The sequence below is a fragment of the uncultured Winogradskyella sp. genome, from assembly GCF_947498005.1.
Classification (GTDB): Bacteria; Bacteroidota; Bacteroidia; order Flavobacteriales; family Flavobacteriaceae; genus Winogradskyella.
Genome location: NZ_CANMIW010000012.1, coordinates 1 through 15,941, shown reverse-complemented (window position 1 = coordinate 15,941; position 15,941 = coordinate 1). Strand labels below are relative to the sequence as shown.

Here is a 15,941-nt window from a genome sequence, read left to right as displayed (position 1 = left end):
ACAAATTAGCAAGACAACGATTTTATTTTGAACTTGCTGTTCTTAATCCATGGCATCGATTTCAACTAAAAGTAATTATTTAAATTTTTTTAATGAAAGCCAAAAAGTACAGTTTTAAAAGTTATTCTATACTATTAGCGTTTCTTCTTATTTCAATTTCAGGTGTTTTAACTAGTGTTAATGCACAGTGTCCTACGGTTACAGAAAGCAATCAGATTTTATGTAATACCCAATCTGTTTTAGTAGGTGATTTAATTGCTACAGATAATGGTGGTGGTATTGTTTGGTACGATACTGCGACTTCAACAATTCCTCTGTCTAATTCGGACAATCTTATAAATGGTGAAGATTATTATGCAGATGATAGCACTGGTACATGTGGTGCACGTCAACGTGTAGATATTACAATATATATTCAACCAATTGGTGACAATTTTCAAGGTTTTTGTGTAGAGTCGGCATCTCTAGCTACTGTTGGAGATTTGGTCGCTGCAGGAAATGATGTACAATGGTATTTATCATCAACAGGAGGAATACCGTTAAATAATACTGATGTGTTAATAGATGAAGCTATTTATTACGCTGATCAAGCAATTCCTGACGGAAGTTGTAGAACATCAAGGCTTGCCGTTCTAGTAAATGTAGGTTTAAATCCTACACCTACTGGAGACATGATTCAAGAATTTTGTATCTCATCTGGTTCAACACCTACTGTAGGCGATTTAGTAGCTAGTGGTAACAATAATTGGTACATATCACTCTTTTCCTCTTTTCCTTTAGCTCCAACAACACCATTAATAAATGGACAAACATATTATGCAACAACTGTGGATCCTCCTTGTGAAAGTCTCGGAAGATTAAGTGTATTAGTTCTTCTGGAAACTGGACCTGATGCTGGTAATGATGGTATTTTAGATGTATGTGAAAACGAAACAGGCACAACTTATGATTTATTTTCTTCTTTAGGTGGTACACCAGAAACTGGTGGTAATTGGTCACCTGCATTAAATAGTGGCACGGGTGTTTATAATCCTAATCTCGATACTTCTGGAGTTTACACATATACTGTACCTTCAAATAACAGCTGTCCTGATGATTCCGCAACCGTAACAGTGTCAATTATTGATGCGCCAAACGCAGGTACAAACAGTTCAGAATTACTCTGTAGTATAGACAGTTCTATCGATTTATTTTTAAGTTTAGGTGGTACACCAGAGGCTGGTGGTATTTGGTCGCCTGCTTTAGCTAGTGGAACTAGTATTTTTGATCCAGCTGTTGATCCCTCAGGAATTTACACCTATACGGTAAGTGGAACTTCTCCTTGTGCAGATGCCACATCAACCGTTGATGTAACTGTAAATGATTTTAGCGATGCTGGAGAAAATGGTAGTGTTGAAATATGTGACAATGTTGGCACTATAGATTTATTCGATAGCCTTGGAGGAACACCAGATACAGGAGGAACATGGTCACCTGCTTTGAACAGTGGAACAGGCATTTTTGATCCTTTAATTGATCCTGCTACAGTATATACTTATACCTTTCCAGATACCATACCTTGCCCTGGAGATTCTGCTACAGTCACAGTGGTTATTAATTCATTATCTGATGCCGGATTAAACGGTGTCCTAGAAATATGTAGCAATGATTTAACTATCGTAGACCTATTTTCTAATTTAGGTGGCTCACCTGAAACTGGAGGATCATGGTCGCCTGCCCTTTCAAGCGGAACTGGCGTTTTTGACCCAGCGGTTGATGCTCCGGGAATTTACACATATACAATTACAGGTACTGCGCCTTGTCCTGATGTTTCAGCTGAAGTTGAAGTTATAATTATTGAAGAACCTAATGCTGGTCAAAATGCCACATTAATTCTATGTGACAACGAAGGAATAGTAGATTTATTTACCACCTTAAACGGTACTCCAGATGCAGGTGGTGTTTGGTCACCTGTGCTTAATAGTGGCTCAAGTTTATTTGACCCATTGATTGATGCAGATGGTACTTATACGTATACAGTTACTGGAACTGATCCTTGTGCTGATGCTTCTGCGACCGTAACTATATCAGTTTCTGCATTTGCTAGTGCTGGACTAGATGGTGCCGTAACTGCATGTTCTGAAGATGGATTAATTGATTTATTTGATAGTTTAGGTGGTACACCTACTACAGGCGGTGTTTGGACACCTGCACTTAATAGTGGCTCAGGATTGTTTGATCCATTAGTTGACCCAGAAGGTATATATACTTATACCACAACAGGAACAGGACTTTGTCCTGACGATACTGCAACTGTAAACGTATCAATAGAGGTTTCGCCAGATGCTGGTCTAGACGGAACATTAATCTTATGTAGTTTAGATTTTAATGCAGATTTATTTGATAGTCTTGAAGGCACACCTCAAACAGGAGGAGCTTGGTCGCCATCGCTTAGTAGCGGCACAGGAATATTTAATCCAAATTTAGATACAGTAGGAACCTACACTTACACTATAACCACAGTTAACTGCGGAAATAGTACAGCTACTGTTTCCGTTAGTGTTGATGACGCTAATCAAGCTGGAATTAATGGAATTGTAGAAATTTGTACAAATGATGCAGCAATAAATCTTTTTGATAGCTTAGGTGGTTCGCCAGATTTAGGAGGCATTTGGTCTCCTACTCTTAATAGCGGAACTGGCATATTTGATCCATCCATAGATTCAGCTGGGACTTACTCTTATACTGTATCTAATAGTACCACAATATGTCCTGATGATAGCGCAACTATTACAGTAATATTTCCTCAAGAATTAAATAGTAGTAATGACGGAACCCTCAATTTGTGTAACAACACGGCTACAGTAGACTTATTTAATAGCCTTACAGGTGTTACTCAAACCGATGGAACTTGGTCTCCTGCACTTAGTAGTGGAACTGGTATTTTTGATCCCAATGTTGACCCAGAAGGTGTGTATACCTATACCATTTCAAATATATGCGGAATGAGCTCTGCGGATGTTACGGTAACATTTACTAATTTAAATGATGCAGGAACAGATGGAACTATAGAGTTGTGTGCAACAGATTCTAGTATAGACCTATTTAATAGTTTAGGCGGTACACCAGATTCTGGAGGAACATGGTCGCCTGCACTTAATAGTGGAACTGGAATTTTTGATCCAAGTTTAGATAATGGCGGTGTTTATACGTATACTGTATCTAATACTGATTCATTATGCCCTAGTGTTACAGCAGAAGTAACTGTTAATGTGATACAAGGTCCAGACGCTGGTAACAACGGAACTTTAAACTTGTGTAATAGTACTACGTCTTTAGATTTATTTGATAGTTTGGCGGGAACACCTGAAACTGGTGGAACATGGTCGCCAGCATTAACGAGTGGAACAGGAGTTTTTGATCCTAACATAGATCCTGAAGGTGTCTATACATACACATTAACTAACTCATGTGGTACTAGCTCTGCGAACGTTTCAGTCTCTTACTCAGATTTAAATGATGCAGGCACAAATGGTACTTTAGAATTATGTGAATCCGATGCAACTATAGATTTGTTCAATAGCCTAGGTGGCACTCCACAAGTTGGAGGAACATGGTCTCCAACATTGGCAAGTGGCACAGGAGTTTTTAATCCTGCTATCGATGCTTCAGGCACATACACTTATACGATATTTAATAGTGCGTCTGACTGTCCAAGTGCAGAAGCCAATGTCATAGTTACTGTTACTGAAAGTCCTAACGCTGGTAATAACGGAACTTTAAACTTATGTAACAGTACAGCAACAGTAGATCTTTTTGATAGTCTTGCAGGAACTCCAGAAACAGGAGGAACTTGGACTCCTGCATTAACAAGTGGCACAGGTATTTTTGATCCAAACATTGACTTAGAAGGCACTTACACCTATACATTAAATAATTCATGTGGAATGGACTCAGCTGAAGTTGTAGTTACATTCTCAGAATTGAATGACGCGGGAACAAATGGATCTATAGTACTTTGTAATACAGACACTTCTGTTGATTTATTTGACAGCTTAGGAGGAACACCTAATACAGGAGGACTATGGACACCTGCTCTAGTTAGTGGAACTGGCATTTTTGATCCGTCAATAGATGCAGCCGGAACATACACATATACCATTTCTAATAGTGCATCTAATTGCCCAACTGCAACTGCAGAGATAACAGTAACAATAGATCAATTAGCAAATGCAGGAAACAACGGAACACTTAACTTATGTAATAGTACAGCGACTGTAGATTTATTTGATAGTCTTTCTGGTATTCCTGAAATGGGTGGAACTTGGTCGCCTGTACTTACAAGTGGAACAGGAGTTTTTGATCCAACTATTGATTTAGAGGGAACTTACACATACCAAATAACTAATTCATGTGGTACAAGTTCAGCTACTGTAACAGTAAATTTCTCTGCTTTAAATGATGCAGGAACAGATGGCTCTATTGAGTTTTGTAATACTGATCCATTAACAGATTTATTTAACAGTTTAGGTGGCACACCTCAAGTTGGTGGTACATGGTCTCCAGCACTCGCGAGTGGTACTGGAGTCTTTAATCCTGCAGTAGATTTAGCAGGCACCTACACTTATACAATCTCAAGCAGTTCATCTAGCTGCCCAACAGCTACGGCAGATGTAGTAGTTACATTTACAGAAGGACCAGATGCTGGTAATAATGGAATACTAGACTTATGTATTTCAATAGGATCTGTTGACTTATTTGATAGTCTAATAGGCACGCCTGAAGGTGGCGGAACATGGTCTCCAACACTAACAAGCGGCTCAGGTATCTTTGATCCTAATTCTGATTCAGAAGGTATTTACACATACACAATCACTTCATCGTGTGGCACAAGTTCAGCAACAGTTGATGTTACTTTTTCTACAGAAAATAATGCAGGAACAAATGGAGCAATCGAATTTTGTATTAATGATTTACCTAGTGATTTATTTGACAGCTTAGGAGGTACTCCCGAAACTGGAGGAACTTGGTCGCCAGCACTGTCAAGTGGAACTGGTGTTTTTGATCCAGCTTTAGATGCAGAAGGAACATATACCTATACCGTTTCTAATAGTTCGTCGTCATGTCCACCAGCAACCGCAGATGTGGTGGTTACTATAAATACAATACCAAGTGCTGGTAGTGATGCCATTCTAAATATTTGTATAGACAATACCAACCAAGTTGATTTATTTGACAGCTTGGGAGGTGCACCTGTAGCAGGTGGTACATGGTCTCCAGCTCTGGCAAGTGGAACTGGAGTTTTTGATCCTCTCGTTGACGCTACAGGAGTTTATACCTACTCAATTATCACGGTAGAATGTAATATAACGAGTGTAGCTACAGTTACAGTAGACATCGTAGATTTCCCTGATGTAACTGGTCTAACCATGGAAGTTCAAGATGATAATGTAGTGTGTATAGGCCAAGAAGATGCTATTATTAATATTACTGGAGCTACACAATTAGCTGATGGTAATTATGCCATTGTATATCAATTAAGTCTTGCCAATTCCTCTACCAATACAGTGGTAATTTCAGTGGTCAATGGTACAGCTTCATTTACTATACCACAATCATTATTACAGAATCCTGGTGAAACTGAAGTAGCTTTATCTCAATTATTCTTACTTGGTCAAACTTGTAATGCAGACACAAGCTTTGTTAATCCTATTAAAATATTTGTGGAAGAAATTGAAACTCCAGAACTTATTGAAAATGGAACCGAATTTTGTGCAGAACAAGAATCAACCATTGCAGATTTATCTAGCAATGTTGTACAAGGAGGTAATATAGTATGGTATGATGAGCCTATAAACGGAACGTTATACTCTACAACAACAGAGTTACAAGAGGGTGTTATTTATTATGGCGCAATTAGATCTACTAATGGTTGTGAAAGTAATATTAGATTAGAAGTAAGTATTAGTTTTATTGAGTGTATAGGAGATTTATTAATTCCTGATGGTTTTTCACCAAATGGAGATAATATAAATGACGTTTTTGATATTCTTTTCTTAAATGATCTTTACCCAAATTTTAAACTGAGTATTTATAACAGATATGGTAATATACTCTATGAAGGCGATATTAATACACCTAAATGGGATGGTACTTGGAAAAACAACAATACCGTTCTACCTGTAGGTGTTTATTTTTATATACTTGAATTTAATGATGGCATTACAGAAGCTGTACAAGGACGAGTCTATTTAAATAGATAATTATGAAACTTTAAAATGATCAGTAAAATAAAAACATATAGCATAACAATTATAATTCTAGTTTTAGGGTTATTTTCTCATGCGCAGCAAGATGCTCAGTATACACAATACATGTATAATATGAGTGTAATTAATCCTGCTTACGCTACAGATGATAGTTCTAAAATGAATTTAGGTTTACTATACAGATCTCAATGGGCTAGATCCATTGGAGGACCAACAACCGCCACTTTTTTTGCACATTCAACCATAACAGATCGTTTAGAAGGAGGTATTTCTTTTGTACATGATGAAATTGGAGATGTCGTTAAACAAACCAATGCATATGCAGATATTGCTTATGTACTACCCGTAGGTCAGACTACAAAACTTTCCTTTGGCGTTAAAGCCGGAGCGACATTTTTCAGCACTAATTTTGATGGCTTTGTATATTCTGACCCACTACCTGATCCAGCATATGCTGAAAACATTAACCATATTTTTCCAAATATTGGAGCAGGGTTGTTTTTATTCTCAGAACATTATTATTTAGGGCTTTCGGCTCCAAATTTATTAGAAACTAAATATTTACAAGAAGACAGTGGAATTGTAACAGAAGGTGTAGATAAAATTCATGTATTTTTTACAGGTGGGTATGTTATCGATTTTGGAGAAAATTATAAATTTAAACATGCATTTATGGCAAAACATGTGGATGGCGCACGTCTATCTGTAGATTTAACCGCAAATGTTTTAATTCACAATAAAGTAGAATTTGGCGTAGGTTACCGCTTTGAGGATTCGGTAAGTGGCATGATGAATTTTACAATGACTGATGCTGTTAGAATAGGATATGCCTATGACCATACTTTATCTAACTTAGGTCGTTTTAATTCCGGATCTCACGAAATATTTTTATTATTTAATATTGGTAAACTTGGGAAAGGTTACGATAAATCCCCAAGATTTTTCTAATTAAAAGCAAATGAAAACGATTAAACAATATATTCTATTAGCAACACTTACAATTAGTGTATTTTCTTTCTCACAATCTAAGAGCAAGGCAGATATGCTATACGAAAATAGAGCCTATGTCGAAGCTGCTGAAATCTTTACAAACTTGCCTAAGACTGCAACTAATTTAGAGAAACTTGGTGATTGCTATTATTATAATTCAGAGTTTGCTAATGCTTACAAAGCCTATAAACAAGTTTATGATTTAAAGGATAGTGCAGAACTTACTGATGAATTCTATTTTAAATATTTTGATGTTTTAAAAGGCATTAAAAAGTATGACGAAGCGGATGAGATTACTACAAATCACTTGAACAATCCTTTTAATACCAAAAGTTTTAAATCATTGTTAAAACGAATTATCCCTTACGAATACGAATTAGTAAATCTTACTTCAGATGTTGGTGGGTCTAGTTTTGGTGTAGGACTAAAAGGTGACAAAATTGTATTTGCTTCAACAAAAAACATTAAGAATCCAAACTATCAATGGAATGGTAAACCTTACTTAGATCTATATGAAGCTAAAGTTTCTATAGGAGACACCATTACTTTAGATAGTATTTTACCTTTAAGTAAAAAAATAAACACAGTAAAACAACATGAGAGTAATGCCGTTTTTACCAAAGACGGAAAAACAATGTATTTCTCAAGAAATCTTAAGAAAAGAATTGATTTAGATTCTACTAAGATAGCTGTTGTCAGTATTTTTAAAGCTGAATTAGTGGATGATGAATGGAAAAACGTTGAAGCTGTATCTTTTTCTAGTAATGAATATTCTACAATGCATCCAGCATTAAACGAGGATGAAACTAAATTGTATTTTTCAAGTGATATGCCAAATACTTTAGGTTCTTTTGATATTTTCTATGTAGATATTTTAGGTGATAATTCTTTTGGTGAGCCTGTAAATTTGGGAAATAACATTAATACTATTAGACGAGAACAATATCCATATATTGCTAAAGACAGTACATTGTACTTTGCCTCAAATGGTAAACATGGCTTTGGTGGTTTAGATTTGTTTTCTAGCTCGGTAAGAAACGATAAGTTTTTAGATGCCCTTAATTTAGGAGAAACTATTAATAGTGAAAAAGATGATTTTGCCTTTGTAGTAGTAGACTCATTAAATACAGGATTTTTATCCTCTAATAGATCTGGATTAGATAATATCTATACCTTTAAAAGAATAGATACAGAACGTACTTACTTTATAGAAGGGTTGGTAACAGATAAAGTTACAGGTGATATTTTACCAAACACAACCGTTACTTTATTTGATAAAGACGGTAATGTAGTGGCAGAACAAGTGGTAGGTGCAGATGGTAAATATAAATTACCAACTCTACCTAATCAGCAATACTCAGTTGAAGGTTTTCAACCTAAATACATACCTCAATTAGAGTATTTTGATACGAATGATAAGGGAAATATAGAATTTAACATTGAGCTCGAAATTGAATCTTATAAGGATGCTGAAGATATCGTCACCGATGATGATTTTGGTAATACGTTTATTCAACTAGAAAATATTTATTTCGATTTTGCTAAATGGGATATTAAGCCTCAAGCAGCAAGTACCCTCGATGTATTAGTTGCACTATTAGTTAAATATCCTAGAATGGAGATACAACTTGGTGCACATACGGATTCTAGAGCAGGCTTTCAGTTTAACCTAGACTTATCTGATAAACGTGCTAAATCTGCACTAGAATATTTAGTTCAAAATGGTATACCTCGAGAACGTTTAACATCAGTAGGATATGGTGAAACTAAACCATTAGTTCCATGTGGAGATAATTGTACAGAAACAGAACACTCTATAAATAGACGTGTCGAGTTTCTTATCTTAAAATAAAATTTTAGTCATTTCATGATATGGCGTTATCAAATAATATTGTATTAAGACCGCGATTTAAATATGACATACCAACAAATAATGATATCCTATTAAATGCATTTGAAAAATTAAAAACTTCACAATCTAAATTTGTTGTTAGTCGAATTGACGATCATGTATTTATAAAATTCAAGAAGAAAGATCAACATTTCTGGTCACCTCAATTGCATCTAGAAATTAATATCGAAGAAAAAGATAAGTCCGTAATTCACGGTCTTTTTGGACCCACCCCAACTGTATGGACACTATTTATGTTTCTACATTTTGTGGTGGCAGGCCTATTTACAGGTTTTAGTATATGGACATATACTAACTATACACTTAAAAGCAATTATTCAATTCAATTTTTCTTAGCACTTTTAATGATTCTAGTTTGGTTTATTCTATACTTTGCAGGACGAATAGGAAGAAGTAAAGGCATGCCTGAAATGCATCAATTGAATAACTTTATGAATGAAGTTTTAAATCCTTATCGCTAAGCATTGAATCTTTAAGAAAAATACGTTAGTAACAACTAATCAAGTCTATTTTTGATTGTACCCAAAACGCTTCAACTGATTCTGGTTGCTTCTCCAGTTTTTATTCACTTTAACATAGAGTTCTAAATGCACTTGCTTACCAAAGAATTTTTCTAAATCTTTTCTAGCTTCTACTCCTACTCTTTTTAGAGCAGATCCTTTATGACCTATAATAATTCCTTTTTGAGTTTCTCTCTCTACCATTATTACAGATCGCATTCTAATAATATTTTCTTCTTCAAAAAACTCTTCTGTATCTACTTCAACTGCATAAGGAATTTCCTTTTTATAATGCATCAAGATTTTTTCTCTAATAGCTTCATTTACAAAAAAGCGTTCTGGCTTATCTGTTAACTGATCCTTAGGATAAAAAGCAGGAGATTCTGGTAATAGTTCTATAATTCTATTAAATACGTTCTGTACATTAAAACCTTCTGTGGCAGAAATTGGAAAAAATTCAGCATTTGGCACTTTGTTTTGCCATAATTCTGATTGCTCCTCTAGTTGTTCTTGATTAGATTTATCAATTTTATTCAGTAGTAATAAAACAGGAATTTTTGAATTTTTAATTTTATTAAAGAATGCTTCATCCTTTAATTCCTTCTCACCAATTTCTACCATATAAATAAGTACATCTGCATCATCAAATGCAGACTTTACAAAATCCATCATTGAAGATTGTAATTCATAAGCCGGTTTAATAATACCTGGTGTATCACTTAAAACGACCTGAAAATCTTCGCCATTCACAATACCTAAAATACGATGTCTAGTCGTTTGGGCTTTAGACGTAATTATGGATAATTTTTCGCCTATAAACGCATTCATTAATGTTGACTTTCCAACATTAGGATTACCGATGATATTTACAAAACCTGCTTTATGCATACATTAAATTTTATACAAAGGTAGCACTAATTTGATGACATTTTAAAAAAGTGACGATTAGTAATTAAAGTATTGAATATCTCACAGAACCTAAATACTTATATCGAACCGTAACAAACCCTTATAGAAGTTCTATATCCAAATCAATGCTCTAAATAAATTCTACTTTATAAGTCTTATTTACAAGGTTCACAGTCTCTTTGGCAAACCCATTAGACTTATTTACGATACAAGTACAACCTAAGTGCTTATAAAGACTGAGATAGGTGCTTAACAAATATTATGAATTATCGCTTTTAATATTTATTAAAAAAGAAAATATAGACTCTGTAAAAACAAAAAAGTCTTTCCGTTGAGGAAAGACTTTTCAATATCTTAGTAGAAACTACAACTAGATTGCAGCAACATATTTAGTTAATTGTGACTTTAAGTTACCAGCTTTGTTAGAATGGATGATATTCTTCTTTGCTAACTTATCTATCATACTGATAACAGATGGTAACATTGTTTGAGCTTCTTTAGCATCAGTGATTTCACGTAACTTTTTTATAGCGTTACGAGTCGTCTTATGGTGATACTTATTAAGTACACGTCTTTTTTCGTTACTTCTAATTCTTTTTAAAGCTGACTTATGATTTGCCATTATATTTATTCTTATTAAAATTGTAGCCCGTAGGGGAATCGAACCCCTCTTACATGGATGAAAACCATGCGTCCTAGCCGATAGACGAACGGGCCATTTTGGTTATTAAATGATTTAAATGAACCTACAACGTTTCCATTGCGGATGCAAAAATACAACTATTTTTAAATTCTGCAACACCTAATCAATTTTTTTTAAAAAAATTAATAAGCCTTAGCAAAAAGCACACGCTGAGTTGATGGTTTACCACTGTAAATACAGGCACCTTCCTCCTTTTTATTATTCATAGGTATACAACGAATAGTTGCTTTTGTTATCTCCTTAATTTTCTGTTCTGACTCTGCAGTTCCATCCCAATGCGCAGAAATGAACCCAGTTTTAGTGTCTAATACTTTTTTAAACGATTCAAAATCATTTACCTCTGTAATATGTTCATCTCTATATGTCAATGCCTTATTAAATAATTCATTCTGAATTAATTCTAGAAGATTCTTTATAACAGTAGCTAAACCATCCATTGGAACAATCTCCTTTGTTAATGTATCACGTCTTGCTAACTCAATCGTATTATTTTCTAAATCTTTCGGTCCAATGGCAATTCTTAATGGCACACCTTGTAATTCATGCTGAGCAAATTTAGCTCCTGGTCTATGCGTTGTTCTTTTATCAAATTTGCAACTTACACCTAAAGCTTTCAGTTCATCTATTATACTTTCTGCTTTCTCGGTGATTGCATCAAATTGCTCATCGCTTTTATATATAGGTACAATAACGACTTGAGATGGTGCCAAATTTGGAGGTAAAACCAAGCCTTTGTCATCACTATGTGTCATAATTAATGCTCCCATTAGCCTTGTAGAAACACCCCAAGATGTTGCCCATACGTGATCTAACTTACCTTCGTTATTCGTAAACTTAACGTCAAAGGCTTTTGCAAAATTTTGACCTAAAAAGTGAGATGTACCTGCTTGAAGTGCCTTTCCGTCTTGCATTAAAGCTTCAATACAATACGTTTCTACTGCACCTGCGAAACGTTCACTTTCAGTTTTTACACCTTTAATTACAGGAATAGCCATGAAACCTTCGGCAAATTTGGCGTAGACATCATTCATTTGTTCAGCTTCTACCAATGCTTCTGCTTTTGTAGCATGAGCCGTATGTCCTTCTTGCCATAAAAATTCTGCTGTACGCAAAAATAGACGTGTACGCATTTCCCAACGCACTACATTTGCCCATTGATTGATTAAAATTGGTAAATCTCTATAACTTTGTATCCAGCCTTTGTATGTATTCCAAATTATGGCTTCACTAGTAGGTCTTACTACAAGTTCTTCTTCTAATTTTGCTTCAGGATCTACTCTTAACTTACCTTCATTGTCAGGATCGTTCTGTAATCTATAATGTGTTACTACAGCACATTCCTTAGCAAAACCTTCTGCATTTTTTTCTTCTGCTTCAAATAAACTTTTCGGAACAAATAAAGGGAAATAGGCATTTTGATGTCCGGTCTCCTTAAACATCTTGTCTAACTCTGCTTGCATTTTTTCCCAAATAGCATAACCATATGGTTTAATAACCATACAACCTCTAACTGCTGAGTTTTCAGCTAAATCAGCTTTTACAACTAATTCATTATACCATTTAGAATAATCTTCAGCTCTACTAGTAAGATTTTTACTCATTTTTTATGTTTTGGCACAGATATTGTGCTTATGTTAAATATTAAAATAGTTCAACAAAACTAACTATTTTTACATTGTTCAACAATTAAATAAAAAAGATATGCAAACTAAAACTTTTACACTCAAAAAAATGCCTTTTATTGTTGTACTCGGTTTAACTACTATTCTCACTTCTTGTGGTTCATTTCAATACGCAGGATACGATAATGACGGTATTTATTCTACGGATGCAAATGAAACCGAAGAACCAGTTGTAACAACTTCAACGAATAATTCTAATTATTATAAAAATTACTTTGCTGAGAATTCTGCAGAAATGGATGCTATTAGCGAAGAAAGTGAAATTTTTACGGATATAGATGCTTATGAAAGTGATTATGTTGAAACTGCTCAAGACACTATAGAACAACAAACACCTTATGGTGGTTGGGGACAAAATAGTAATTCTGTAACGATTAATTATATAGATAATGGCTGGTATGGCTACAATTCACCATGGATGTGGAATGGAGGCTTTGGATACGGATTTAATCATTGGGGTAGACCTTGGGGAATAGGCTGGAATAATACTTGGGCTTATGGAGGATATTACGGCTACGGCTTTGGGTCACCTTGGTTCTTTTCTGGGTATGCTTATCATAACTATGGTTTTGCTAATGGTTATCACGGAATACGTAATAGATATGCTTACAATAATTCTAGAAGAGGATTGTTATATAATAATAGCTTAAGTAGAAGAACTAACACTACATTGTCTAGAAGAAGTAATTCAGCGCTAGCTAGTAGAAATTATTCTACTAGAAGATTAACTAGATCTACAGCCACAACAACTAGAAGCTCTGGTTTAAGAAGTGCTAATCCATCGTCAAGATCGACTAATGTAACAAGAACGACTAGACCAAGTACAAGATCTTCAAGATCATCTACGTCTAGCAGAACAATTAGAACAACGACGCCGTCTAGAAGTAACTCAAGATCAACTACAACGAGATCATCTCGATCATCTAGAAGTTCCTCATCAGGAAGCGTAAGATCATCATCTTCGAGTTCTAGGTCTAGTGGTAGCAGTAGAAGTAGTAGTTCATCTAGCAGCAGAAGAGGAAGAGGATAGACTTGAGTTTAATTCCAAATTTTAAAAAAATTATTATGAAAAAGTTACTTATGTTAAGCATAGGCTTGTTAAGCTCGTCCTATATTTTAGCTCAAGATATTACAGATGCTGTACGATATTCTATGGATGAAATCCAAGGTACCGCAAGATTTAGAGCCATGAGTGGAGCGTTTGGCGCATTAGGTGGTGACTTATCTAGTGTAAACATTAATCCTGCTGGATCTGCTATTTTTAATAATAGCGAAGTCTCCTTATCATTAGGACTGTTTAATAAAAAAAATGATGTAAGTTATTTTAATGGATTAAACAGTTCATCAAATTCTAATGTTGATTTAAATCAGTTAGGAGCAGCATTTGTATTTAAAAATGCGAATACTAATTCTAAATGGAGAAAATTTACGTTAAGTATTGCATACGATCGTTCTACAGATTATGATGACGAATGGGTAGCTAGTGGTACCAATACAACCTCTATAGATAGCTATTTCTTGTCCTTTACAAACAATAACACTATTCCTTTTGGAATCTTGAAACTCCTTCCTGGAGAATTTATTGAAGATGCTTATGCAGATATCGGTACATTACAAAATGGATATTCTATTCAACAAGCATTTTTAGGTTATTGGTCAGGTATTTTAGATCCTGAAAATTTGGATGATGAAACTAACAATGATGAAACTAATTACTTGTCTAACGTCGCTTCAGGTAATTTTAACCAGAATTATCTTTATGCATCAACTGGTTATAATGGAAAATTAGCTTTTAATTTTGCTGCTGATTATAATGAAAAAATATACTTTGGATTAAATTTGAATAGTCACTTCATTAACTATGAAAAATTAACTCGACTTAGAGAAACAAACAATAATAGTGGGTCTATTGTAAACAATATTGCTTTTGAAAATCTATTAAACACTACAGGTAGTGGTTTTTCTTTTCAATTAGGTACAATTGCTAAAATTACTAATGATTTAAGAGTAGGTTTATCATACAACTCTCCAACATGGTACAGAATTAGTGATGAATTATCTCAAGGTATTGACTCTAACAATGCAGATCCTGAAATTAGCTATATTGGCAACATTATTAATATTTATGAAGAATATAAATTACAAACTCCTGGCAAAATTACTGGTAGTTTAGCATATGTCTTTGGTAAAACTGGATTAATTAGTTTTGATTACTCTGTAAAGGATTATACAAATTCAAAATTTAAGCCTTCAACTGATATTTTATTCTCAAATCTAAATAATCAGATAAATAATGAATTAACGACTTCGGCATCTTATAAACTTGGTGGAGAATATCGATACAAGCAAGTAAGTTTTAGAGGTGGTTACCATTTCGAAGAAAGTCCGTATGAAGATAACGATTTTTATGGTGATTTAAATGGCTATTCTTTAGGTTTAGGTTACAACTTTGGAAATTTTAATTTAGATTTTGCTTACAGTCAGTCGCAAAGAGATTTTAATCAACAACTTTATAATACAGGTCTTACTGATTCTGCATCATTACAATCTAAATACTCAGATTTCATTTTGACTTTAGGTTTTGATATCTAATAAAGTAAATCATAATTAATTTACAGCCAGAGGATTTTAATTCTCTGGTTTTTTTTTATTTTATAGATTATTGCTTATGATGAAAGCCTATCTATTTAGCTCAAATAAGAACTTATATTGGTAGTAGAAACTCTAAGTTAAAAATGACTCCAAGACAACATCAAAATGTTCATACCCTTAAGAATGAGTTAGTAGACAATACAACTGTATTGATTATCTAAATTAATAAGTCCTTCTTAACGTATTGTCTGTACAATTAAATATGTAAACTAAAAAAGGCCCAAACATTTTACATGTTTAGGCCTTTTTATATCGTTATTCTCCTTTATTCTTTATCGTTTCAAGGTAAAATGGGCTTTAAATTCTTTACGGATATCAGTACCTGGCTCGTCATACTCTACTGTG

The 15,941-nt window shown here is 34.3% G+C and carries 9 protein-coding genes and 1 tRNA gene; 6 read left to right on the top strand and 4 right to left on the bottom strand.

What is annotated here, in order from left to right; translation table 11 throughout:
* The first annotated feature begins 92 nt into the window (after positions 1–92).
* Genes Q0891_RS16340 through Q0891_RS16325 form a run of 4 tightly spaced genes read left to right on the top strand, consistent with a single transcriptional unit; the run spans position 93 to position 9,611 of the window.
* On the top strand, positions 93–6,242 hold the full coding sequence (locus Q0891_RS16340) for a gliding motility-associated C-terminal domain-containing protein (protein WP_299103403.1): 6,150 nt from the start codon (positions 93–95) through the stop codon (positions 6,240–6,242).
* 15 nt (positions 6,243–6,257) lie between these two features.
* Entirely contained in the window at positions 6,258–7,196 is a 939-nt protein-coding gene (locus Q0891_RS16335) for a type IX secretion system membrane protein PorP/SprF (protein ID WP_299103402.1), read from the top strand.
* 10 nt (positions 7,197–7,206) lie between these two features.
* Positions 7,207–9,090 carry an OmpA family protein gene (locus tag Q0891_RS16330; protein WP_299103401.1) on the top strand — a complete coding sequence of 628 codons (1,884 nt, stop codon included), beginning with the start codon at positions 7,207–7,209 and terminating at the stop codon, positions 9,088–9,090.
* 20 nt (positions 9,091–9,110) lie between these two features.
* Positions 9,111–9,611: a GTP-binding protein gene (locus Q0891_RS16325; RefSeq protein WP_299103399.1), complete on the top strand. Its 501-nt coding sequence runs from the start codon at positions 9,111–9,113 to the stop codon at positions 9,609–9,611.
* Between the two features lie 45 nt (positions 9,612–9,656).
* Here the strand turns inward: Q0891_RS16325 and era are convergent, their stop codons facing one another.
* The 4 genes from era to proS form a co-directional block, all read right to left on the bottom strand.
* Positions 9,657–10,538 (bottom strand): GTPase Era, encoded by an 882-nt coding sequence (gene era, locus Q0891_RS16320; RefSeq protein ID WP_299103397.1) that lies wholly within the window; start codon positions 10,536–10,538, stop codon positions 9,657–9,659.
* A 391-nt stretch (positions 10,539–10,929) separates the two neighbouring features.
* Positions 10,930–11,181 (bottom strand): 30S ribosomal protein S20, encoded by a 252-nt coding sequence (rpsT, locus tag Q0891_RS16315; RefSeq protein WP_299103395.1) that lies wholly within the window; start codon positions 11,179–11,181, stop codon positions 10,930–10,932.
* A 23-nt stretch (positions 11,182–11,204) separates the two neighbouring features.
* Positions 11,205–11,276 (bottom strand) — tRNA-Glu (locus Q0891_RS16310).
* Positions 11,277–11,384: 108 nt separating this feature from the next.
* Positions 11,385–12,863, bottom strand: coding sequence for a proline--tRNA ligase (gene proS / locus Q0891_RS16305; RefSeq protein WP_299103393.1), 1,479 nt, complete (start codon positions 12,861–12,863; stop codon positions 11,385–11,387).
* 100 nt (positions 12,864–12,963) lie between these two features.
* Here proS and Q0891_RS16300 point away from each other — a divergent pair, with 100 nt between their 5' ends.
* Together Q0891_RS16300 and Q0891_RS16295 are read left to right on the top strand one after the other, a co-directional pair.
* Positions 12,964–13,974, top strand: a complete 1,011-nt coding sequence (locus tag Q0891_RS16300) for a hypothetical protein (protein ID WP_299103391.1) — start codon at positions 12,964–12,966, stop codon at positions 13,972–13,974.
* A gap of 35 nt (positions 13,975–14,009) precedes the next feature.
* Complete coding sequence (locus Q0891_RS16295; RefSeq protein ID WP_299103388.1) at positions 14,010–15,536, top strand: OmpP1/FadL family transporter; 1,527 nt, start codon at positions 14,010–14,012, stop codon at positions 15,534–15,536.
* Positions 15,537–15,941 lie beyond the last annotated feature (405 nt).

Bases quoted from the DNA above. Each gene is read 5' to 3' on its own strand.
- Q0891_RS16340 (WP_299103403.1), top strand. From the start codon at position 93: ATGAAAGCCAAAAAGTACAGTTTTAAAAGTTATTCTATACTATTAGCG.
- Q0891_RS16335 (WP_299103402.1), top strand. From the start codon at position 6,258: ATGATCAGTAAAATAAAAACATATAGCATAACAATTATAATTCTAGTT.
- Q0891_RS16330 (WP_299103401.1), top strand. From the start codon at position 7,207: ATGAAAACGATTAAACAATATATTCTATTAGCAACACTTACAATTAGT.
- Q0891_RS16325 (WP_299103399.1), top strand. From the start codon at position 9,111: ATGGCGTTATCAAATAATATTGTATTAAGACCGCGATTTAAATATGAC.
- era (WP_299103397.1), bottom strand. From the start codon at position 10,538: ATGCATAAAGCAGGTTTTGTAAATATCATCGGTAATCCTAATGTTGGA.
- rpsT (WP_299103395.1), bottom strand. From the start codon at position 11,181: ATGGCAAATCATAAGTCAGCTTTAAAAAGAATTAGAAGTAACGAAAAA.
- proS (WP_299103393.1), bottom strand. From the start codon at position 12,863: ATGAGTAAAAATCTTACTAGTAGAGCTGAAGATTATTCTAAATGGTAT.
- Q0891_RS16300 (WP_299103391.1), top strand. From the start codon at position 12,964: ATGCAAACTAAAACTTTTACACTCAAAAAAATGCCTTTTATTGTTGTA.
- Q0891_RS16295 (WP_299103388.1), top strand. From the start codon at position 14,010: ATGAAAAAGTTACTTATGTTAAGCATAGGCTTGTTAAGCTCGTCCTAT.